At 62.9% G+C, this 22,405-nt stretch carries 19 protein-coding genes and 1 pseudogene; 16 read left to right on the top strand and 4 right to left on the bottom strand.

The annotated features are described in order from the left end of the window. Positions 1-48: 48 nt before the first annotated feature. The 3 genes and pseudogenes from E8E78_RS07210 to E8E78_RS07200 form a co-directional block, all read left to right on the top strand. A pseudogene (locus E8E78_RS07210) lies at positions 49-481 on the top strand (site-specific integrase); the annotation flags it as partial. A gap of 20 nt (positions 482-501) precedes the next feature. Continuing rightward, on the top strand, positions 502-2,088 hold the full coding sequence (locus tag E8E78_RS07205; protein ID WP_012272468.1) for an ABC-F family ATPase: 1,587 nt from the start codon (positions 502-504) through the stop codon (positions 2,086-2,088). A 112-nt stretch (positions 2,089-2,200) separates the two neighbouring features. Further along, positions 2,201-3,463 (top strand): MFS transporter, encoded by a 1,263-nt coding sequence (locus tag E8E78_RS07200; RefSeq protein ID WP_301178433.1) that lies wholly within the window; start codon positions 2,201-2,203, stop codon positions 3,461-3,463. On the opposite strand, the gene E8E78_RS07195 is transcribed toward E8E78_RS07200, so the two are convergent. After that, entirely contained in the window at positions 3,425-4,471 is a 1,047-nt protein-coding gene (locus E8E78_RS07195) for a dienelactone hydrolase (RefSeq protein WP_059396001.1), read from the bottom strand. The genes E8E78_RS07200 and E8E78_RS07195 overlap by 39 nt on opposite strands. A gap of 200 nt (positions 4,472-4,671) precedes the next feature. Here E8E78_RS07195 and yghU point away from each other — a divergent pair, with 200 nt between their 5' ends. The 6 genes from yghU to E8E78_RS07165 all read left to right on the top strand — a co-directional run bounded on the left by yghU (position 4,672) and on the right by E8E78_RS07165 (position 11,695). Further along, positions 4,672-5,511 (top strand): glutathione-dependent disulfide-bond oxidoreductase, encoded by an 840-nt coding sequence (yghU, locus tag E8E78_RS07190; RefSeq protein ID WP_049275128.1) that lies wholly within the window; start codon positions 4,672-4,674, stop codon positions 5,509-5,511. Between the two features lie 141 nt (positions 5,512-5,652). Further along, complete coding sequence (locus tag E8E78_RS07185) at positions 5,653-7,356, top strand: amidase (protein WP_049275129.1); 1,704 nt, start codon at positions 5,653-5,655, stop codon at positions 7,354-7,356. Between the two features lie 187 nt (positions 7,357-7,543). Beyond that, positions 7,544-8,218, top strand: a complete 675-nt coding sequence (locus E8E78_RS07180; RefSeq protein WP_061203893.1) for a PAS domain-containing protein — start codon at positions 7,544-7,546, stop codon at positions 8,216-8,218. Further along, complete coding sequence (locus tag E8E78_RS07175; RefSeq protein WP_061203894.1) at positions 8,215-9,132, top strand: pyridoxal-phosphate dependent enzyme; 918 nt, start codon at positions 8,215-8,217, stop codon at positions 9,130-9,132. The genes E8E78_RS07180 and E8E78_RS07175 overlap by 4 nt, the downstream gene beginning before the upstream one ends. Before the next feature lie 187 nt (positions 9,133-9,319). After that, positions 9,320-10,417: a carboxynorspermidine decarboxylase gene (nspC, locus tag E8E78_RS07170; RefSeq protein ID WP_003248125.1), complete on the top strand. Its 1,098-nt coding sequence runs from the start codon at positions 9,320-9,322 to the stop codon at positions 10,415-10,417. 33 nt (positions 10,418-10,450) lie between these two features. Further along, on the top strand, positions 10,451-11,695 hold the full coding sequence (locus E8E78_RS07165) for a saccharopine dehydrogenase family protein (protein ID WP_049275132.1): 1,245 nt from the start codon (positions 10,451-10,453) through the stop codon (positions 11,693-11,695). A gap of 156 nt (positions 11,696-11,851) precedes the next feature. On the opposite strand, the gene E8E78_RS07160 is transcribed toward E8E78_RS07165, so the two are convergent. After that, positions 11,852-12,898, bottom strand: coding sequence for a class I SAM-dependent methyltransferase (locus E8E78_RS07160; RefSeq protein WP_049275133.1), 1,047 nt, complete (start codon positions 12,896-12,898; stop codon positions 11,852-11,854). Between the two features lie 244 nt (positions 12,899-13,142). On the opposite strand from E8E78_RS07160, the gene E8E78_RS07155 reads away from it, so the two are divergent. The 5 genes from E8E78_RS07155 to E8E78_RS07135 are packed head-to-tail and all read left to right on the top strand — an operon-like array spanning position 13,143 to position 18,022. Further along, positions 13,143-14,480 carry a UDP-glucose/GDP-mannose dehydrogenase family protein gene (locus tag E8E78_RS07155; RefSeq protein WP_049275134.1) on the top strand — a complete coding sequence of 446 codons (1,338 nt, stop codon included), beginning with the start codon at positions 13,143-13,145 and terminating at the stop codon, positions 14,478-14,480. Continuing rightward, positions 14,468-15,442 (top strand): NAD-dependent epimerase/dehydratase family protein, encoded by a 975-nt coding sequence (locus E8E78_RS07150; RefSeq protein ID WP_114942388.1) that lies wholly within the window; start codon positions 14,468-14,470, stop codon positions 15,440-15,442. Before E8E78_RS07155 ends, E8E78_RS07150 begins: the two co-directional genes overlap by 13 nt. A gap of 34 nt (positions 15,443-15,476) precedes the next feature. After that, entirely contained in the window at positions 15,477-16,220 is a 744-nt protein-coding gene (locus tag E8E78_RS07145) for a glycosyltransferase family 2 protein (protein WP_114942387.1), read from the top strand. Further along, on the top strand, positions 16,217-16,489 hold the full coding sequence (locus E8E78_RS07140; RefSeq protein WP_016499952.1) for a lipid-A-disaccharide synthase N-terminal domain-containing protein: 273 nt from the start codon (positions 16,217-16,219) through the stop codon (positions 16,487-16,489). Before E8E78_RS07145 ends, E8E78_RS07140 begins: the two co-directional genes overlap by 4 nt. Positions 16,490-16,492: 3 nt before the next feature. Continuing rightward, the gene (locus tag E8E78_RS07135; protein WP_280311644.1) at positions 16,493-18,022 is read left to right on the top strand and encodes a glycosyltransferase family 39 protein; all 1,530 of its coding nucleotides are present in this window, start codon (positions 16,493-16,495) and stop codon (positions 18,020-18,022) included. 19 nt (positions 18,023-18,041) lie between these two features. On the opposite strand, the gene mqo is transcribed toward E8E78_RS07135, so the two are convergent. Next, positions 18,042-19,619 (bottom strand): malate dehydrogenase (quinone), encoded by a 1,578-nt coding sequence (gene mqo, locus E8E78_RS07130; RefSeq protein WP_049276631.1) that lies wholly within the window; start codon positions 19,617-19,619, stop codon positions 18,042-18,044. Between the two features lie 145 nt (positions 19,620-19,764). On the opposite strand from mqo, the gene E8E78_RS07125 reads away from it, so the two are divergent. Together E8E78_RS07125 and E8E78_RS07120 are read left to right on the top strand one after the other, a co-directional pair. Further along, positions 19,765-20,985 (top strand): putative DNA modification/repair radical SAM protein, encoded by a 1,221-nt coding sequence (locus E8E78_RS07125; RefSeq protein ID WP_016499955.1) that lies wholly within the window; start codon positions 19,765-19,767, stop codon positions 20,983-20,985. Next, complete coding sequence (locus tag E8E78_RS07120; RefSeq protein ID WP_049276630.1) at positions 20,976-21,821, top strand: TIGR03915 family putative DNA repair protein; 846 nt, start codon at positions 20,976-20,978, stop codon at positions 21,819-21,821. The genes E8E78_RS07125 and E8E78_RS07120 overlap by 10 nt, the downstream gene beginning before the upstream one ends. Positions 21,822-22,019: 198 nt before the next feature. On the opposite strand, the gene E8E78_RS07115 is transcribed toward E8E78_RS07120, so the two are convergent. Continuing rightward, a complete protein-coding gene (locus E8E78_RS07115; RefSeq protein WP_280337099.1) occupies positions 22,020-22,274 on the bottom strand; it encodes a PAAR domain-containing protein in 255 nt (84 codons plus the stop codon). Positions 22,275-22,405 lie beyond the last annotated feature (131 nt).

Genomic DNA, 22,405 nt, shown 5'->3' with positions numbered 1-22,405 from the left:
GCCCGGTCAATCCTGACCGGTAAAAATTCTGACGGACGAGGTTGAGGAAAGGATAAAACCGGCCGGGACCGTTTCGTTCTGCTGAACGATCGGGCCTTGCGGGCTATCCAGTTTGCCAGGCATTACGCGGATCGTCGTAGGGATGGCATCGGGCGGTGACCGAAACGCCGTTCCTGTTCCCGCCGTCGAAGTATGCCGAGTACGTGAAACAGACCTCCGATCTGCTCAAACAGTGGGTGCCGGTGCTGAATGAATTGGGAATCAGGCGTCGCCCCCCCATACAACTGCCGTCACACCTATGCGACAATACGTTCAATGTCCGGCCTCAACCCCCGCATTTATCGCCCAACAGCTGGGTCACAGCATGCAGATGCTGCTGTCGACGTCTGTCCGTTGGCTTAACTCAAGCTCCGACTGGAGCGAGCTGGAAAAACTCAGGATTGGTATCAAATCGGTATCAGCTGAAAGCCCGGCGTCGTAAGTTACTGATAGGTAAGCCCTTTGATCTCCACCGCTAACATCACCATGCAGTTCGGCTCCAAGCCGCTGTTCGAAAACGTTTCCGTAAAATTCAACAACGGCAACCGTTACGGCCTGATCGGCGCTAACGGTTGCGGCAAGTCGACCTTCATGAAGATCCTCGGCGGCGACCTGGAGCCGTCCGGTGGCCAGGTCATGCTCGAGCCAAACACCCGCCTGGGCAAGCTGCGCCAGGACCAGTTCGCCTATGAAGAATTCACCGTGATCGACACCGTGATCATGGGCCACGGCCAGCTGTGGAAGGTCAAGGCCGAGCGCGACCGTATCTACTCGCTGCCGGAAATGACCGAGGAAGACGGCATGGCCGTCGCCGAGCTGGAAACCGAATTCGCCGAAATGGACGGCTACACCGCCGAATCCCGCGCCGGTGAACTGCTGCTCGGCCTGGGTATCCCCCTGGAGCAACACTTCGGCCCGATGAGCGAAGTGGCGCCAGGCTGGAAGCTGCGTGTGCTGCTGGCCCAGGCATTGTTCTCGGACCCGGACGTGCTGCTGCTCGACGAACCGACCAACCACCTGGATATCAACACCATCCGCTGGCTGGAAACGATCCTCACGGCGCGTAACAGCACCATGATCATCATTTCCCACGACCGCCACTTCCTCAACAGCGTCTGCACCCACATGGCCGACCTGGACTACGGCGAGCTACGCCTGTTCCCGGGCAACTATGACGAGTACATGACTGCGGCTACCCAGTCGCGCGAGCAATTGCTGTCGGACAACGCCAAGAAAAAGGCACAGATCGCAGAGCTGCAGACCTTCGTCAGCCGCTTCTCGGCCAACGCCTCCAAGGCCAAGCAGGCGACTTCGCGCGCCAAGCAGATCGACAAGATCCAGCTGGCCGAGGTCAAGCCTTCCAGCCGTGTCAGCCCGTTCATCCGCTTCGAGCAAACCAAAAAGCTGCACCGTCAGGCGGTAGTGGTCGAGAAGATGGCGAAAGCCTTCGACGACAAGGTGCTATTCAAGAACTTCGACATTACCGTCGAAGCGGGCGAGCGCGTTGCGATCATCGGCCCCAACGGTATTGGCAAGACTACCCTGCTGCGTACCTTGGTCGGCGAAATGACCCCGGATGCCGGATCGGTGAAATGGACCGACAGCGCCGAAGTGGGCTACTACGCCCAGGACCACGCTCACGACTTTGAAGACGACCTGAGCCTGTTCGACTGGATGGGCCAGTGGACCTCCGGCGAGCAGGTGATTCGCGGCACCCTGGGGCGCATGCTGTTCTCCAACGACGAGATCCTCAAGTCGGTGAAGGTGATTTCCGGTGGTGAGCAAGGCCGCATGCTGTTCGGCAAGCTGATCCTGCAAAAGCCTAACGTGCTGGTGATGGACGAGCCTACCAACCACCTGGACATGGAATCGATCGAGGCGCTGAACCTGGCGCTGGAAAACTACCCGGGCACCCTGCTGTTCGTCAGCCACGACCGCGAGTTCGTGTCGTCGCTGGCCACCCGCATCATCGAGCTGTCGCCCGATGGCGTGGTGGACTTCAGCGGCACCTACGACGATTACCTGCGCAGCCAGGGCGTACTGGTCTGATTGATGGGTAAGGCCTGGCCATTGTGTATGGCTGGGCCTCTTCGCGGGCTTGCCCGCGAAGATCCCACCGCCAGCCCTACAGCTGACACAACCCGACGAATAATTCGTTAGCCTGCTTTCATTTCCTTCATGTAACAGCCATCATGGAACCACGCCCAACCGCCCGCCCGCGAAAGAGCCCATGACCGCGCAACAACCTGCCCCCGCCAGCAACACGCTGCACATCACTCAGCAGATCCTGTCGATCGTTTTCTACACCTTCATTGCCTTCCTCTGCATCGGCCTGCCGATTGCGGTGCTACCCAGCTACGTGCACGACCAACTGGGCTTTGGTGCAGTGATCGCCGGGATAACCATTGGCCTGCAATACCTGGCCACCCTGCTCAGCCGCCCGTTTGCCGGGCGCGTTGCAGATACCCTCGGGGGCAAGCAAGCCATCCGTTTCGGCCTGATGGGAATTGCCGGCTGCGGGGTATTGACCCTGTTATCGGCCTGGACCCTGACGCTGCCCCTGCTGAGCCTGGCGCTGCTGCTTGTGGGCCGTTTGCTGCTCGGCATCGCCCAGGGGCTGATCGGTGTGGCCACCTTGAGCTGGGGCATCAGCCAGGTCGGCCCCGAACACACCGCCCGGGTGATCTCATGGAACGGCATCGCCTCCTACGGCGCGATTGCGATCGGCGCGCCCCTGGGAGTGTTGGCCGTGGATGGGCTGGATTTCAGCGTGCTGGGGCCAGCTTTGCTGGTGCTGGCAACCCTTGCCATGCTGGTGTTGCGCAAGCGTCCCGACGTGGTGGTGGTACGCGGCGAACGCCTGCCGTTCTGGTCGGCGTTTGCCCGGGTCGCGCCATGCGGCCTTGGCCTGACCCTGGCCTCGATCGGCTATGGCACCCTGACCACCTTCGTCACCTTGTACTATCTGGAGCGCGGCTGGGGTGGCGCAGCCTGGTGTTTGAGTGCGTTTGGTGTGTGTTTCATCATTTCGCGGCTGCTGTTCGTCAACGCGGTCAACCGGTTTGGTGGTTACAACGTGGCGGTCGCCTGCATGGCCACTGAAGTGCTGGGCCTGAGCCTGCTGTGGCTCGCGCCTTCGCCGGCCTGGGCTCTGGTTGGCGCAGGGCTTACCGGTTTCGGGCTGTCGCTGGTGTACCCGGCGCTGGGCGTCGAGGCAATCCGGCAGGTCCCCAGCAGCAGCCGCGGCGCGGGGCTGGGGGCCTATGCGGTATTCTTCGATATGGCCTTGGCTATCGCCGGCCCGGTGATGGGCGCAGTAGCCGTGCACCTGGGCTATGCCTCGATCTTCTGCGTGGCTGCCCTGCTCGCCCTGGCCGGGGTGGGCCTAACGCTGTTGCTGTCGCGGCACGCTCGCCGCAGCTGACCGCTCGGCCAGTTGCGGCGTGCCCAGCGCCTGGCTGAAAAACGCCGCCGTTTCACGCTCTAGCGAATGATGGATATGGCGGCGGTCCACGCCCTCGGCATCTTTGCACAGCGCCGGCATCCGCGCGTACTGCTCGGCGTCGCAGTGGGCCATGAACACAAAGTGGCCGGCGCCGGCCAACAGGCGGTAATCGGGGGTGACCGGCAGCTTGCGGGCCAGAGCCTCGGCGTTGCGGTCCACCGCCACCAGTTGGTCGCTATCGCCGCTATAGATCAGGGCTGGCACCTGAACCCCGGCCAAGGCATGGCGCCCGAACAGCAGGCTCAGCGGCGCCATCAGCATCACCGCCCCTACCCGCGGGTCGGCCTGCGGCGCCAGTTCGCTGCGGTCGGCAATCAATATGCCGTGGGTCTTGCAGGCGTCGGCGTCGTTCGGGCGCTCCAGGCAGTACTGGCGCAGGCGGTCCAGGTCCGGGCGCGCACCGGAAAGGATCAACGCGGTTTCGCCACCAGCCGAATAACCGATCACGCCCACCTTGCCTTCGTCCAGATAAGGCCCGACCAATGCATCATCGCGGACGGCGGTGATTGCGGCGCTGACTTGCAGCGGCCGACCATACAGGTTGCTCAGGGTGCCCAGACGACTGTGGTCGCGGGCGTTGTCCCCCGGGTGCACTACCGCCACCACTACGAAGCCTCGCCGTGCCAACGCGGTTGCCAGGTAGTGCAGCGCCAATGGGCTGCCGGTATTGCCGTGGGATAGGACCAGTAACGGGAATCGGCCCGTGGCGACGGTTGCCTCCTCAGCCACCTCGACTGGATAGCCGTCTATACGGCTACTACGGGGTTTACCAATAGCGGGGTAGAACGCCAGTGCTTGCATCGGCCGGCGATCGACCGGGTCGGCCAAGGTCATGTGGTGCAGGCCGACAACCTGCGGCGCAGCCTCGGCATGGGCCAGCAGGCCGCCGAGCAGGGCCAGCGCCACCAGGCAGCGAGGGATAGTCATCGGCCAGCGGTTCCTTGCAGGGCGAAGGGATAGCCCAGCATAGAGCCGGCCTGGCTGGCGCCGGATGAAAACTGGATGAAACCATCGTCATGCAAGTTGCGCGCGCACCCTATGCATTTGCGCATGGCGTCGAACCCGTGGCATAGATACAGGTCCACGTCTTTACGTGACCGTTTCGCGCCAATGAAGGAGATTCATGCATGAGCAAGCCCGCCTATGTACCCCCCAAGGTCTGGCGCAACGAGGCAGCCTCCGGCGGCCAGTTCGCCAGCATCAACCGCCCGGTTGCCGGCCCGACGCACGACAAGGACCTGCCGCTGGGCAAGCACCCGCTGCAGCTGTATTCCCTGGCAACACCCAATGGCGTCAAGGTCACCATTGCCCTTGAAGAGCTGCTTGCCTTGGGCCATACCGCAGCCGAGTACGATGCCTGGTTGATCCGCATTGGTGAGGGCGACCAGTTTTCCAGCGGCTTCGTCCAGGTCAACCCCAATTCCAAGATCCCTGCCCTGCTCGACCGCAGCGTCGAACCAGCTGTGCGCGTATTTGAATCGGGTTCGATCCTGCTGTACCTGGCAGACAAGTTCGGCGCACTGCTGCCAAAATCGCCCGCTACACGCACAGAGAGCCTGAATTGGCTGTTCTGGCAGATGGGCGCAGCGCCTTACCTGGGCGGTGGCTTCGGTCACTTCTACGTGTATGCCCCGGAAAAATTCGAATACGCGATCAACCGCTTCACCATGGAGGCCAAGCGTCAACTGGACGTGCTTGACCGCCGGCTGGCCGAGAGCCGCTACCTGGGCGGTGATGAGTACAGCATTGCCGATATTGCCGTGTGGCCGTGGTATGGCCAGCTGGTGCGCGGCAACCTGTATGACGCGGCAGAATTCCTGGCGGTGGATGAGTATCCCAACGTACAGCGCTGGGCCGAGGAAATTGCCCAGCGCCCGGCGGTGCAGCGCGGAACTCGGGTAAACCGGACTTGGGGGGATGAGGCCAGCCAGGTGCCCGAGCGGCATACGGCGCAGGACCTGGATTGAGGGTTGGCCGGGGTCGCTGGGCGACCCCGACAATGCCCGCTTGCATAAAACCATTTGCCCCCGCGCAAACCTGCGTCCGCCAAGCCCTTCTTGTACACTCCTCGCACTAGCCCCCACCTGCACAAATTTTTTGGTGAACGCATGATCGAGGTAACCGAGGTTTCCATTGCCGAGCTGCGCGACGCGCTCGAGTCGGGCCGCACGACGGCGGTCGAGCTGGTCAAGGCTTACCTGGCGCGTATCGACGCCTATGATGGCGCCGACACCGCCACCGCCCTGAACGCTGTCGTGGTACGCAACCCCGAGGCGCTCAAAGAAGCCGAGGCCTCCGACGCCCGCCGCGCCCAAGGCCAGGTTCTGAGCCCGCTGGATGGCATCCCCTACACCGCCAAGGACAGCTACCTGGTCAAAGGCCTGACCGCCGCGTCCGGCAGCCCTGCGTTCAAGGACCTGGTAGCCCAACGCGACGCCTTCACCATCGAGCGTCTGCGCGCCGCCGGTGCCGTGTGCCTGGGCAAGACCAACATGCCGCCCATGGCCAACGGTGGCATGCAGCGCGGCGTGTATGGCCGCGCCGAAAGCCCGTATAACGCCAACTTCCTGACTGCGCCCTTCGCCTCGGGGTCGTCCAACGGTGCCGGCACCGCCACCGCCGCCAGTTTCAGCGCCTTCGGCCTGGCCGAGGAAACCTGGTCCAGCGGCCGTGGCCCGGCGTCCAACAATGGCTTGTGCGCCTACACCCCATCGCGCGGCGTGATTTCGGTGCGCGGCAACTGGCCGCTGACCCCGACCATGGACGTGGTGGTGCCTTACGCCCGCACCATGGCCGACCTGCTGGAAATCCTCGACGTGGTGGTCGCCGATGACGCTGACAAGCGCGGCGACCTGTGGCGCCTGCAGCCCTGGGTGCCGATCCCGGCGGCATCGACTGTGCGCCCTGCCTCTTACCTGGACCTGGCAGTGGATGCCAGCGCACTCAAGGGCAAACGCTTTGGCGTACCACGCATGTACATCAATGCCGATGCCGAAGCAGGCACCTCCGAAAAACCAGGCATCGGTGGCCCGACCGGCCAACGCATCAACACCCGCGCTACTGTAATCGACTTGTGGCAACAGGCACGCCAGGCCCTGGAAGCGGCTGGTGCCGAAGTGCTGGAAGTGGACTTTCCGCTGGTGTCCAACTGCGAGGGCGACCGCCCGGGCGCGCCGACCGTTTACAACCGCGGCATCGTCAGCAAGGAGTTCCTGCATGACGAGCTGTGGGAGCTGTCGGGCTGGGCGTTTGACGACTTCCTGCAAGCCAACGGCGACCCCAAGCTCAACCGCTTGGCCGATGTCGATGGCCCACAGATATTCCCGCACGACCCGGGCACCCTGCCCAACCGCGAGGACGACCTGGCTGCGGGCATGGACGAGTACGTCAACATGGCCAAGCGCGGGCTGAAGACCTGGGACCAGATCGAGACCGTGCCCGATGGCCTGCGCGGCCTGGAGCACACCCGCAAACTGGACCTGGAAGACTGGATGGACAACCTGGGCCTGGATGCGGTGCTGTTCCCGACCGTGGCCGATGTAGGCCCGGCCGATGCCGACGTGAACCCGGCATCGGCGGACATCGCCTGGAGCAACGGTATCTGGGTGGCCAACGGCAACCTGGCGATCCGTCACCTGGGTGTACCGACCGTCACCGTGCCAATGGGCGTGATGGCCGACATCGGCATGCCGGTGGGGCTGACCTTTGCCGGGCGGGCTTACAGTGACAACGCATTGTTGAGCTTTGGTGCAGCCTTCGAGGCGACTGGCTCGCGCCGGATGATTCCGCCGCGCACCCCGGCTCTGGGCTGACTTTTACAAGGGCCGCTTTGCGGCCCATCGCCGGCAAGCCAGCTCCCACAGGTACTGCACAACCCTTGAGGTTTGCCGTTTCCTGTGGGAGCTGGCTTGCCGGCGATAAGGGCAGTAGAACCAAGGCGGATCGCTTAATTCAACTCAATGTGTAAAACTACACAAAATGTTGATTTTGCGATCTGCCATGCCTATCACTCCCAGCGAAGAACGCCACCTCACACTCACGGTGCTCAAGGCCGCCATCCAGGCCTTGGGCAGCGTTGCCGCACGCAACATGGAAATCCTCCTGCACGACCTGGATCACCCGGAGCATTCCGTGGTGGCGATCGTCAACGGTCACCTCTCCGGCCGCAGCGTCGGCAGCCCGATCCTCGCCGCCCCAGAGCAGGACCAAGGCTTCAGGGCACTTATGCAGGCCTCAGCGGAACAGCACGGCAGCGAGCCGGTGGTACTGCCCGACTACCCCACCACGCTCAAGGGCCGCACCCTGCGCAGCGCCACCGCGATCTTTCGCGACAGCACCGGCCACCCCTTCGCCAGCCTCTGCGTCAACACCGACGTCACCGGCCTGGACGCCGCCATGAACTTTCTCCAGCAGTTCCAACCACTGGGGGCCACGCCTGCCGTCAACGAACCCGCCGACATGGAACTGCTGATGAGCGAGATCATCCAGGCTTCCCTGCAACGCAGCGGCCAAGGGCGGATGAACAAGCAGGCCAAGGTTGAAGCCGTGCGGGTCATGCAGGAACGCGGCCTGTTCATCGTCAAGGGCGGCGTGGAAAAGGCCGCCAGTGCCCTCGGCGTAACCCGCTACACCATTTACAACTACCTTGAACAATTACGCGGAACCAGCCAATGACCTTGCATATCCACACCCCCCTGATCGAATCCCGCTCGCTGTCGTTGGTTGCGGGCCGAAACGTCTGGCTCAAGCTCGATGCCCTGCAACCTTGCGGCTCGTTCAAACTGCGCGGGGTGGGCCACGCCTGCGAAGTGCATCGGGCCCGTGGCGCCCGGCAGTTCGTCTCATCGTCGGGCGGCAACGCCGGCCTGGCGGTGGCCTATGCAGGGCGCAAACTGGGTGTGCCGGTGACCGTGGTAGTCCCCGAGACCACCACCGAGCGGGCCAAGGAGCTGCTGCGCCTGGAAGACGCCAACGTGGTGGTGCATGGCAGCTCCTGGCAAGAGGCCAACGCCCTGGCGCAGACCTTGGTGGGGCCGGATGATGCGTTCATCCACCCGTTTGACGATCCGCTGCTGTGGGCCGGGCATGCCAGCCTGATCGATGAAGTCGCCGAAGCAGGCGTCAAACCGGACGCCGTGGTGCTGTCGGTGGGCGGTGGCGGCTTGCTCAGCGGCGTGGTCCAGGGGCTGCAGCGCAATGGCTGGGGTGATGTCCCGGTGCTGGCGGTGGAAACCCACGGCGCCGCGTCGCTGCATGCGGCCATGCAGGCGGGGCATTCGGTCGAGCTGGAGCGCATCGCCTCGGTGGCGACCTCGCTGGGGGCAAAGCGGGTAGCTGATCAGGCGCTGGCCTGCGCGCAGCAACACCCGGTGCACAGCCACCTGGTAAGTGATCGTGCAGCGCTGGAGGCCTGTGAGCGGTTCCTGCTGGACCATCGCGTTCTGGTCGAGCCAGCGTGTGGAGCGGCGCTGGCATTGGCGTATGCGCCGGGCGCCTTGGCGCAATACCAGAATGTGCTGGTGGTGGTTTGTGGTGGTGCTACGGCAACGCTTGAGCAAATTCGGGCGTGGCTGCAGCAAGCCGATTGAGGCTGCCACCTGTCGGTGGTGATTACGTTAGTCACATGCGCCTGTTCTACTGAGCCCGCCGCAACCGGAAAAATGCCCTCGCAACGGCGTCAACCCTGACGAAATGCGTATCGCACCCTTTCGGTCTGCGGCAAGTGAAGGCACAATGCGTGTCCTTTTTTTGGCCGGCCTGGCCGGGGGCCTTTAAATGATCAAGACGCCGTATTACCTCATCGATAAAACCAAGCTGCTCAGCAACATGGAGAAGATCGCCTACGTGCGTGAACACTCCGGTGCCAAGGCGCTGCTTGCCCTCAAGTGCTTCGCCACCTGGTCGGTCTTCGACTTGATGCAGCAGTACATGGACGGCACCACCTCGTCCTCCCTCTTCGAGCTCAAGCTCGGCCGCCAGAAGTTCGCCGGCGAGACCCACGCCTACAGCGTGGCCTGGGCCGACGACGAGGTCGAGGAAATGCTCGAGAACTGCGACAAGATCATCTTCAACTCGATCGGCCAGCTGCAGCGCTTTGCCGAACAGTCCGAAGGCAAGGTGCGCGGCCTGCGCGTCAACCCGCAGGTCAGCAGCTCTGACTACCTGCTGGCCGACCCGGCACGTCCGTTCAGCCGCCTGGGCGAATGGGACCCTGCCAAGATCGAGCAGGTGATCGAACAGATCTCCGGCTTCATGTTCCACAACAACTGCGAGAACGGCGACTTCGGCCTGTTCGACAAGATGCTCACGCACATCGAAGAGCGCTTCGGTCACCTGCTGCACAAGGTCGAGTGGGTCAGCCTCGGTGGCGGCATCCACTTCACCGGTGAAGACTATGCGGTAGACGCCTTCTGCGCACGCCTCAAAGCCTTCTCGGAGAAGTACGGCGTGCAGGTGTACCTGGAGCCGGGCGAAGCGGCCATCACCAACAGCGCCTCGCTGGAAGTGACCGTGCTCGACACCCTGTACAACGGCAAGCACCTGGCCGTGGTCGACAGCTCGATTGAAGCGCACCTGCTCGACCTGCTGATCTACCGCCTCAACGCCAAGATGGCCCCCAACGACGGCGAGCACACCTACATGGTCTGCGGCAAGTCGTGCCTAGCCGGTGACATCTTCGGCGAGTACCAATTCGATCGCCCGTTGGCCATTGGCGATCGCCTGTCGTTCATCGACACGGCGGGTTACACCATGGTCAAGAAAAACTGGTTCAACGGTCTGAAAATGCCATCCATCGTGGTCAAGCAACTCGACGGCAGCGTCGAAGTCGTCCGCGAGTTCGGTTTTGAAGACTACGTTTCCAGCCTGTCGTAAGGCCGGCTTTCCAAGTAAGGAGCAAAAGGTAAATTGAAGAAGAACGTTCTTATCATTGGTGCAGGAGGTGTCGCCAAGGTGGTGGCCCACAAGTGCGCACAGCATAACGACGAACTGGGTCGTATCGCTATCGCGTCACGGAACATCTCCAAATGCCAGGCCATCATCGACAGCGTCAAGGCCAAGGGTAGCCTCAAGGTACCCGCCGACATCCTGGCCTTCTCGCTCAATGCCCTCGATGTCGAGGCAACCAAGGCGCTGATCCGCGAGACCGAATCGCAGATCGTGATCAACGTAGGTTCCGCCTTCCTCAACATGTCGGTGCTGCGTGCCTGCATCGATACGGGTGTCGCCTATCTGGACACCGCCATCCACGAAGAGCCGGGCAAGATTTGCGAGACCCCGCCGTGGTACGGCAACTACGAGTGGAAACACCTCGAAGAGTGCCAGGCAAAGAACATTACAGCCATTCTCGGCGTCGGTTTCGACCCGGGTGTGGTAAACAGCTACGCCAAACTGGCGCAGCAGCAGTATTTCGACAGCATTGATTCGATCGACATTCTCGACGTCAATGCCGGTTCGCATGGCAAGTACTTTGCCACCAACTTCGACCCGGAAATCAACTTCCGCGAGTTCACCGGGCAAGTGTGGAGCTGGCAGAACAGCCAGTGGACCAGCAACACCATGTTCGAGGTCAAGCGTACCGACGACCTGCCCGTGGTAGGATCGCAAAACCTGTACCTGACCGGCCACGACGAAGTTCACTCGATTTCGAAGAACCTCAACGTACCGAACGTGCGTTTCTGGATGAGCTTCGGCGAGCACTACATCAATGTGTTCACCGTGCTGAAAAACCTGGGCCTGCTCAGCGAGCAACCGGTGAAAACCGCCGAAGGCCTGGAAGTGGTACCGCTGAAAGTGGTCAAGGCCGTACTGCCAGACCCGGCCTCCCTGGCCCCTGGCTACACCGGCAAGACCTGCATCGGTGACCTGGTCAAGGGCACCAAGGATGGCCAGCCGCGCGAAGTGTTCATCTACAACGTGGCTGACCACGAAGAAGCCTACGCCGAGACCGACAGCCAGGGCATTTCCTACACCGCCGGTGTACCGCCAGTGGCTGCTGCCCTGCTGGTTGCCCGTGGCGAATGGGATGCCAAGCGCATGGTCAACGTCGAGGAGCTGCCAGCCGAGCCGTTCCTCAAGGCGCTGGACGTGATGGGCCTGCCAACCCGCGTCAAGGATGAAAAAGGCGATCGTCCTTGGGACGCTGAAGCCTAAGTAACAAACAGAAGGGGCGCCACATGGCGCCCCTTCTGCGTTTCCAGGCCTGGCCTCTTCGCGGGCTCGCCCGCTCCCACAGATAACGTGCTTCTCAGGCCTCAAGTTATCCTGTGGGGGGGCAAGCCCGCGAAGAGGCCCGTACAGGACTTCACCCTACTTCCGCGCCTCAAGAATGAGGTTGAACGGCGTCTGCGTCGCACGCCGGAACCGGCTGAACCCCGCCTCCTCGAACACCGCCCGCAACCGCGCCTCCCCGGCTTGCGCGCCCAGCCCCAAGCCCACCTCTTGCGACAGCGAATTCGGCGTGCAGATGAAGGTAGACGCTGCGTAGAACAAGCGCCCTACCGGCGTCAGGTTACCGTCCAGCGAATCCTCGGCAAAAGGTTCTACCAGCATGACCGTGCCGTCAGCCTTCAACGCCCGATAGGCATGCTTGGCCGCCCCCACCGGGTCGCCCATGTCGTGCAGGCAATCGAAGAAGCACACCAGGTCATGGTCATGCCCCGGGTAATCCTTCGCACTGGCCTGCTGAAAACTCACCCGCTCGGCTAGCCCCGCCTCACGCGCACGATCGTTGGCGGTGGTGATGGAAGGCCCGTGGTAGTCGTAGCCGACGAAGGTAGACGCTGGAAACGCCTGGGCCATGACCAGCGTCGAGGCGCCATGCCCGCAGCCTACATCCGCGACCTTGGCGCCCGCCTGTAGCTTGGCCACTACACCCTCGAGCGCTGGCAACCACTCAGCGACCAGAAACGTACGGTAGCCCGGCCGGAAAAACCGCTCGGTACCGCTGAACATGCACGGGTGGTGGTCCCCCCAGGCCAGCCCGCCATCGCCGCGCATGGCCGCGACCAGCTTGTCCTTGTCATGGAACAGCGCAGCGATCACTGCGGCCCCACCGGCCATGTAAGCCGGGGAGTCCTCCAGCGCCAGGGCCATGGCCTGCTCTGCGGGCAGCACAAAAGAGCCCTTGTCGTGTGCCATGTAACCCGAAGCGGCCTGGGCGTTCAGCCATTCGCGCACCAGCCGCGGATGGCAGCCGGTTTTTTCCGCCAGCGCTTCGGGGGTAGTTGGCTGGCTATCGGCCATCGCTCGATACAACCCCAGTTCGTCGCCCAGGATGACATTGGCCAGGGTCGCCGCTGCACCCATGTCGCCCACCAGCTTGCCCATGAAATCGTGAAGCCGTGCCTCGTCCATGACCTGCCCTCCTCTGCAAGAAGGCCATCGCCAGCGAGGGAACTCCGATCCGGGGAGGCGGTGGTCGGTTCAAGGGTTTGTGCTCGCCCTACAGCGCGTTATCGCGAGCACTCGGTAAGTTTAGATCTTCTGCACATACGCGACGAGATCCCGTCTAAATAGCGGCGGAATTCCTCCTTCAGGTAACAATTCCTAAACAAGACTGTGACATTTTTTTTCAGCTTTCTTATCAAGGAGCGGAAAGATGAAAGTCACGGTTTTCGGTACCGGCTATGTCGGCCTCACCCAGGCAGTGTGCCTGGCCCAGGTGGGGCACTCGGTGTTGTGCATGGATGTCGACGCCGAGCGGGTTGCCACTCTCAATGAAGGCCATTGCCCGATCTTCGAGCCCGGCCTTGCGCCGATGCTGGAGAAAAACCTGGCCTGTGGCCGCCTGCGCTTCACCACTGATGCCATGGCAGCAGCCAACTACGCAAGGCTGCAGTTCATTGCAGTCGGCACACCGCCGCAAGCCGATGGCAGCGCTGACCTGAAGCAGGTTTTTGCCGTGGTCGACAGCATTCTCGAACATGCTGACGGCGCCAAGGTGATCGTCAACAAGTCCACCGCCCCGGTCGGCACGGTGCACCGTATCAAGTCGCGCATAGCCCAGGCCGTCACCGACCCCGCTCGCTTCCAGGTAATCAGCAACCCGGAGTTTCTCAAAGAAGGCTCGGCCGTGGACGACTGCATGCGGCCGGACCGCATTATCATCGGCGGCGCCGAACCGGCCGAAGTGGAGTTGCTGCGCGAGCTGTACCTGCCGTTCAGCCGCAACCGCGAAAAACTCATGGTCATGGATGCACGCAGCGCCGAGCTGACCAAGTACGCGGCCAACTGCATGCTGGCGACCAAGATTTCCTTCATCAACGAAATCGCCAACCTGGCCGAGCACCTGGGGGCCGATATCGAAATGGTGCGCCGCGGCATCGGCTCCGACCCGCGCATCGGTTACGACTTCATCTACGCCGGCTGCGGCTTTGGCGGCTCATGCTTCCCCAAGGACCTGCAAGCCCTGCGCCGCAGCGCCGAAGCTGAAGGCTTCGAGCCGCAGTTGCTGCGTGCGGTGGAGTCGGTCAACGAACATCAGAAGGGTCGGCTGTTCAGCAAGATCCAGCGGCATTATCCCGATGGCCTGCGCGGCAAGGTATTCGCCCTGTGGGGGTTGTCGTTCAAGCCCAACACCAATGACATCCGCGAAGCCTCCAGCCGAATTTTGCTGGAAGCGCTGTGGGCTGCTGGCGCGCGAGTGCAGGCTCACGACCCGCAGGCGATGGACGAAATCCTGCGGCATTACGGCCCGCGCACCGATTTGCAGCTGGTGCCGTGCAAGGACGATGCGCTGGAGGGCGCCGATGCCCTGGTCATCGTCACAGAGTGGCAGGACTACCGTGTGCTGAATCTGGACAAAGTGCCGGATCTGTTGGCCGATCGAGTGGTGTTCGACGGCCGCAACCTGTTCGAACCCGAGCACATGGCCGCTGCCGGCCTGACTTACTACGGTATCGGCCGCGGCCAGGTGCAGCCAGCATGCCCGTACTGATTACCGGTGTGGCCGGCTTTATCGGCTTCCACGTCGCGCGCCGCCTGTGCGAGGCAGGCATCGAGGTACTCGGCATCGACAACCTCAATGCCTACTACAGCGTCGAGCTGAAACGGGCGCGCCTGCAACAGCTGTCCGGCTTCGCCAATTTCCGCTTTCAGCCCCTGGACATCGCCAACAGCGTCGACCTGCAACAGCTGTTCACCGGGCAGGCATTCAGTGAAGTGATCCACCTGGCGGCCCAGGCCGGGGTGCGCTATTCGCTGGACAACCCCGGGGCCTATGGCCAAGCCAACCTGGTCGGTTTCCTCAATATGCTCGAAGCCTGCCGCCAGCATCCGCCGCGCCACTTGATCTACTCCTCCAGCAGCTCGGTGTACGGCGCCAACGCCAAGCTGCCGTTCAGCGTCGACGACCCGGTCGAGCAGCCGGTGTCGCTCTATGCCGCCAGCAAGCGCGCCAATGAACTGATGGCGCACAGCTATGCGCACCTGTATCGCCTACCGACCACGGGTTTGCGCTTTTTCACCGTCTACGGTCCGTGGGGCCGCCCCGACATGGCGCTGTTCAAGTTCACCCGCGCCATGCTCGAAAGCCGCCCGATCGAGATTTACAACAACGGCCTGATGGGGCGCGACTTCACCTACATCGACGACATCGTCGAAAGCATCCTGCGCCTGCGCCTGAAGCCACCACAGCCTGCCCACGGGCAACCGCCCTGCCAGCTGTTCAACATCGGCCGTGGCCAGCCGGTGCGGCTGCTGCATTTCGTCGAGTGCCTGGAGGACGCCTTGGGCATCAAGGCCCAGCGCGACTACCTGCCACTGCAAGCGGGAGACGTGCTCGAGACCTGGGCCGATGTGGGCTCGCTGGCGCGCTGGATCGACTTTACCCCGGGCACATCGCTGGAACACGGCGTTAACGCTTTCGTTGGCTGGTACCGGGATTTTTACCGGGTTTGAGCCGCGCCCTCACAACAAGACCACAGGTAGCCTCATGACAGATCCACTTGACCTCTCGGTACTGATCCCCGCCAGGAACGAGGTCGAAAACCTGCCATCACTGTTAATGGAAATCCGCGCCGCACTGGCGGCCGAAGCCTATGAAGTAGTGGTGGTCGATGACGGCAGCAGCGATGGTACCCTGAGCGTGCTGCAGCAACTGAAAAGCCAGGGTTACACCCAACTGCGCATACTGCGTCACGAGCGCTCGCTGGGCCAGAGCACCTCACTGTGGCATGCCGCGCAGGCGGCCCGCGGCCAGTGGCTGGCCACTCTCGACGGCGACGGCCAGAACGACCCCGCAGACATCCCGGGCATGCTGGCCCTGGTGCGCGCCAACCAGCCCCTGGCCGGCGGCGTGAAACTGGTCGCCGGGCACCGCGTCAACCGCCGTGACAGCGCCAGCAAGCGCTGGGCTTCGCGTTTTGCCAACAACCTGCGCAGGCGCCTGCTCAAGGACGCCACGCCAGACACCGGCTGCGGGCTGAAGCTGATAGAACGCGCAGCCTTCCTGCGCCTGCCCTACTTCGACCACATGCACCGCTTTATCCCGGCCCTGATCCTGCGCCACAACGGCCGCATGCTGGTGCACCCGGTCAACCACCGGCCACGCCATGCCGGGGTTTCCAAGTACGGCAACCTGGACCGCGCCCTGGTTGGCATCCTCGACTTGTTCGGGGTGTGGTGGCTGATTCGCCGCACCCGCCTGGACAGCCGCCCGCAGGAACTTGAAGGATGACCCGCGAAACCCTGTGGCTGATCATCGGCTTCGCCGGCCAGGCGGTGTTCACCGGGCGCTTCGTGCTGCAGTGGCTGTACAGCGAGTTCAAGCGCCGCAGCGTGATCCCGGTAGGTTTCTGGTACCTCAGCATGCTCGGCAGTGCCCTGCTGCTGACCTACGCCATCTACCGCCAGGACCCGGTGTTCATCATCGGCCAGAGCTTCGGCTTTCTGGTCTACCTGCGCAACCTGCAACTGATCGCCCGCAACCAGGAACAGAAGGACTAGCCCTTGCCCAGGTTCAAGACGCTTGGGGCCGAACGCCTGGCCCTTATTGCCCTCGCCGTAATGTTGGTGGGCGCAGGTATCGGCTGGCGACAGCCGATGAATGTGGATGAGGAGCGCTTTCTGGGCGTAGCCCTGGAAATGCTGCAAAGCGGCAACTGGTTCATCCCCCACCGGGCAGCGGAAATCTACGGCGACAAGCCGCCGCTGTTCATGTGGACCGTGGCCCTGTTCAGCCAACTGACCGGCTCGCCCAAGGTTGCCCTCTACCTGCCCGGGTTGATGTCGGCGGCAACCATCACCTGGGTGCTGCACGACCTGGGGCGGCGCCTGTGGAGCCGGCGCATCGGCGTGATCGCCGCCTTGCTGTTCCTGGCCACCTACCAGAGCTACAGCATCCTGCGCACCGGGCAGATCGACAGCTTCCTGTGCCTATGGGTGGCGCTGGGTTTCTATGGCATGGTGCGCCACCTGCTATTGGGGCCGGCGTGGGGTTGGTTCTACCTGGCCTGTGCGGCCATGGGGCTGGGCATCATCAGCAAGGGCGTGGGCTTTGTCCCGGCGCTGATGCTGCTGCCCTATGCCTGGGCGGTGCGCCAAGGCTGGCACGCCGTTGTGGCCATGCCTGGCCAAGGTTGGCGCTGGAGCCTTGGGCTGTTTTGCCTGCTGGCCGGTTGCGCGGTGTGGCGTGTGCCCCTGCTGGTGTCGATCGCCCAGGGCGGTGGCGCAGCGGAGCTGGCCTACCTCAACGAAATCTTGCTGCGCCAGACCGCCAGCCGCTATACCAATGCCTGGGACCATCGCGAGCCATTCTGGTACTTCTTCGTCAAGGTCATTCCCAAGTACTGGCTGCCGCTGGTGCTGGCCCTGCCCTGGCTGGTACCGGCCTGGCGCCGCCAGCTGCAAAAGCGCGACGGGCGCTTCTTGCTGCTACTCGGCTGGGTGGCGTTGGTGCTGCTGTTTTTCAGCCTCAGCAGTGGCAAGCGCAAGTTGTACATCTTCCCGGCGCTGCCGGGCCTGGTGCTGGCCATCGCCCCGCTGATACCGTGGCTGCTCAAACGCTGGTTGCTGGGCCGGCCGGCCTGGCGCAAAGCCTTTGTCGCCGTGGCCCTGACATGGTTCGCGCTGTGGTTCGCCCGCGGCTTCGTCGAGCCGCTGAAGGAGGGCCGCAACCCGCATGAGGCGCTGATGAGCGAAGCGGCACGCGCCACCGGCGGAGCCGAGCTGGTGCTGGTCAACTGGCGCGAAGGGCATTGGCTGTTTGCCCGGCAGCCCATCGTGCATTTCGGCTTTACCGGCCAATCCAGGGCGGATGCGGCGGCCTATTGGCTGCGCCACAACCCCACCGCCTTCGCCCTGATCCCGGCCTCCGAACTGGGCCGCTGCTTCAGTGCCGACAAGGCCCGCAAGCTTGGCGAAACGTCGCGGGCCGAGTGGTATGTGGTGGGTGCCGATGCCGACAACGGCCATTGCCAAACCGCTGCCCCGGGTCACGTCTACCGCTTTGCCTGGGCAGACGCGCCCGTCGCCCGTTAAAACCTGCGCCCCCGCCGTGCTACGGCGCAGCGGTGCCGGCTGGCGGATCGAGTTGCAGCACCTCGTTGGTGTACGCCCACTCCTTCAATACCTGGTCGGGGTGGTCGTTGAGGCGCGTTCCGTAGGACGGGATGATCTGTTTGATCTTACCCTGCCATTCCGGCGTTGCTACCTTGTCCTTGAACACCTTGTTGAGCACATCGAGCATGATCGGTGGCGCGGTCGAGGCACCCGGCGAGGCGCCCAGCAACCCGGCGATGCTACCGTCCCTGGACATCACCACCTCAGTACCGAGCTTGAGCACGCCACCCAATGCCTCGTCCTTTTTGATGATCTGTACCCGCTGCCCCGCCTGCCACAGCCGCCAGTCTTCCTTCTTCGCCTCGGGGAAGTAAGTGCGCAGCGCTTCGAAGCGGTCATTGTCGGATTGCAGCACCTGACCGATCAGGTACTGGACCAGGTCAAACTCGCGTACCCCGACCCGCACCATCGGCCAGGCGTTGTGCACGCTGGTACTGGCAAGCAGGTCGAGCAGCGAGCCTTGCTTGAGGAACTTGGTCGAGAAGGTGGCGAACGGCCCGAAGAGGATCATGCGCTTGCCATCGAGCACCCGGGTGTCCAGGTGCGGCACCGACATGGGTGGCGCACCGGTGGCGGCAATGCCATAGGCCTTGGCCATATGACGCTGCGCGATAGCCGGGTTGTCGGTGACCAGGAACGAACCGCCGACCGGGAAACCGGCATAGTCCTTAGCCTCGTCAATCCCCGACTTCTGCAGCAGGGGTAACGCCGCACCACCAGCACCAATGAACAGGAACTTGGCGTCGGTGGCCGCCTTGCTGCCATCTTTGAGGTTCTTGTACTCGACATGCCACGAGCCGTCGTCGTTACGGGTGATGTCTTGTACTTCGGTGGACAACTTGAGGTCGAAGTTAGGCCGGGTCTGCAGATAGCCCACGTACTGCCGGGTAATCTCGCCAAAGTTGACGTCGGTGCCAATCGGCGTCCAGGTTACCGCCAGTTTCTGGTTGGGGTCGCGCCCCTCCATCATCAACGGTACCCACTTGCGGATCTGCTCATGGTCCTCGGAGTACTGCATGGGCTTGAACAACGGACTGGCCTGCAGCGCCTCATAACGCTTTTTCAGGAAGCGGATGTTGTCGTCACCCCAGACGAAACTCATATGGGGCGTGGTGTTGATAAACGAATGCGGGTTCTTCAACACCCCCTGCTTCACCTGCCAGGCCAGGAACTGGCGGGTGACCTGGAACGACTCGTTGATCTCCACCGCCTTGCTGATGTCGATCTTGCCGTCTTTTTCCGGGGTGTAGTTGAGTTCGGCGAGGGCCGAGTGGCCGGTGCCGGCGTTGTTCCAGCCGTTGGAGCTTTCTTCGGCGACCTTGTCCAGACGCTCGACCATTTCCATCGACCAGCCCGGCTCCAGTTCGTTGAGCCAGACCGCCAGCGTAGAACTCATGATGCCGCCGCCTACCAGCATCACATCGACCTTCCTGGTTTCTGCGGCCTGGGCATTGAACATGCCAAAGGCCAAGGCCAGCCCGGCCAGCGCCAGCTCCGGCTTCAGGGTAATTTTCATAACCTTTTCCGCGCCTCGTTGCTATCCGTAAGTCCAGCCACAAGCTTAGCTGACGGATTTAGTCGGGCATGGCTGGCGCACAACCACTTGCAATCAGACACATCTCAAAATACTGTATGAATATTCAGTACAGTGAGACAGCCTCATGCAACTCATCGCCAAACTCGGCATCCTTGCCGACGCTGCCAAATACGATGCATCTTGCGCCAGCAGCGGTGCACCCAAGCGCAATTCGCGCGGCGGCGACGGCCTGGGCGCTACCAACGGCATGGGCATCTGTCACAGCTACACCCCCGACGGCCGTTGCGTGTCGCTGCTCAAGGTACTGTTGACCAACTTCTGCCTGTATGACTGCCAGTATTGCGTGAACCGCCGGTCCAGCAACGTCCCCCGCGCGCGCTTCAGCCCTGAGGAAGTGGTGCGCCTGACCCTGGATTTCTATCGACGCAATTGCATCAGTGGCCTGTTCCTCAGCTCCGGCATCATCCGTTCGGCGGATTACACCATGGAGCAACTGATCCGCGTAGCCCGCTTGTTGCGCGAAGAGCACAACTTCCGCGGCTACATTCACCTCAAGACCATCCCCGATGCCGACCCGCTACTGATCGAAGAGGCCGGCCGCCTGGCCGACCGCCTCAGCGTCAATATCGAACTGCCCACCGACGCCAGCCTCAAGCGCCTGGCGCCGGAAAAACACGCGCATACCATCCGCCAGGCGATGGGCGTGATTCACCAGGGCCAGCAAGCCGTGGCCAACGAACCCAAGGCCCCGCGCTTCACCCCTGCCGGGCAAAGCACCCAGGTCATCGTCGGCGCCGACAGCACCGACGACAGCACCCTGCTGCGCAATGCCGAGTCGCTGTACCAAGGTTACGGCCTAAAGCGCGTGTACTATTCTGCCTTCAGCCCGATCCCCGACAGCCCGGGCAGCGTGCCCCTGGCTGCACCGCCGCTGCTGCGCGAGCACCGCCTGTACCAGGCCGACTTCCTGCTGCGTGGCTACGGCTACAAGGCAGGTGAACTACTGGGCCAGAGCGGCAACCTGGCGCTGGACATCGACCCCAAACTGGCCTGGGCGCTGGCCAACCGCGACATTTTTCCGCTGGATGTAAACCGCGCCGAGCCTGCGCTGCTCGCGCGTATTCCCGGTATCGGCCTGCGCAGCGTGCAGCGCCTGGTCGCGCTGCGCCGGGAACGGCGCATCCGCTATGACGACCTGATCCAGCTGCGCTGCGTGCTGGACAAGGCACGGCCGTTCATCGTCACCAGCGATTACCGCCCAGCCCAGTCCGAGCTGCGCAGCGGCTTGCTGCGGGCGCGTTTGCGTGAGCCGCAAGCACCAGTGCAGATGGGGCTTTGGGGATGATTGCGCTCGACTGCGATGACCGGTTCGCCACCTGGCGGGATCAGGCCCGCGTGTTGCTGGGGCATGGCATCGACCCGTCGCAAGTCACCTGGTCACAGGGCCCGATGGCAGACCTGTTGGCAGTGCCTGCGTCGCCCCCCGAAGGCCCTGGCCCTTTTCGCGCCAAAGTGCCTGCCGCGCTGCTGGACCAGCTGGAGCAGGCTGCCCGTTACTGCGGCGAGCAACGCTGGAACCTGTTGTACGAGGTGCTCTGGCGGGTGGCCCATGGTGACCGCACGGCCATGCTGGCGGGCGACCGATTGGGCAGTGAATTGCAACGGCGCATCAAGCAAGTCAGCCGAGAGGCGCATCACCTGCATGCGTTTGTGCGCTTCGTACCGTTGCCAGAGGCGTTGGCAGAACGCCTGCAACTTGATCTGGTCGCTTACCACGAACCGGCACATGACATTCTGGAAAGTGCCAGCCCCCATTTTGCTGACCGCCTGGGGCGTTTGCGCTGGTTGATCGCCACACCACAGGATGGCATTCGGTTCGACGGCCAGGTGTTCGATTACCAACGCCGATGCCCCGAGCGCTGGCAACAATGGGCGCGCAACGCTGAAGACCCAGGCGCCGAACTATGGCGCACCTACTACCGCCACACCTTCAACCCCGCCCGCCTCAACCCCGATGCCCTGCGCCTGCACATGCCCGGGCGGTTCTGGCGGCATTTGCCGGAAGGCATGCTGATACCGCAACTCGAAGGCCTGGCCCGCCAAGGCAAACAGCGGGACGGCCAAGCCGTTGAAGTTGCCGCCAAACCCGGCAAACAGATCAACGCGCCAGCAGATAGCTGAAAAAATAACTGTCTCTCGTTGTCTTGCATGGCGTCTTAAGGCTTGCACGATCACTGTGGGAGCGGGCGAAGCTCGGGCCATCCACCGCGTTGCCTGCTGGTACGGCGCAAGTCCAGGCCACACGCCATCTTTGTGGGAGCGGCTTTAGCCGCGAACACCGGCGTAGCCGGTGCCATCCACTTCAATGTCTGTTTAAAGTTACAGCAGCCACCCAGCATCCCCTTCCTCAAGCACACCACCGTGATCCGTCCGGTCGCCTTTGCGGGCCACCGCCGCACCTTCGATCAGGAAATGCCCGGCCCCACTCTCTATCACCGCGCCACAGATTGTCCGGTCACCTACCCTGGCGACCGGCCTGCCGTTAAACGTATACGTAGCGCTGCCGCTCTCGACCTGGTTTACCCCATGCAGCGGACAGTTGTGTTGGTGGCCTACAAGTACAACCGGATTCATAGGGCTTCTCCTTCAGACGGTGCAGTACGGGATTCGCGATCTATGTCCTCCGGCCAATGAACCTTCGGCGCCAGGCAATGCATGTGGCTCAAGCCATCGTCATCGTTCCAGTCGCGGGGTGGGTGCACGAA

It is taken from the genome of Pseudomonas sp. BN505 (assembly GCF_029873175.1).
Classification (GTDB): Bacteria; Pseudomonadota; Gammaproteobacteria; order Pseudomonadales; family Pseudomonadaceae; genus Aquipseudomonas; species Aquipseudomonas putida.
Note: the sequence above shows the minus strand (reverse complement) of the source record. Positions and strands in the feature narration are given on the sequence as shown.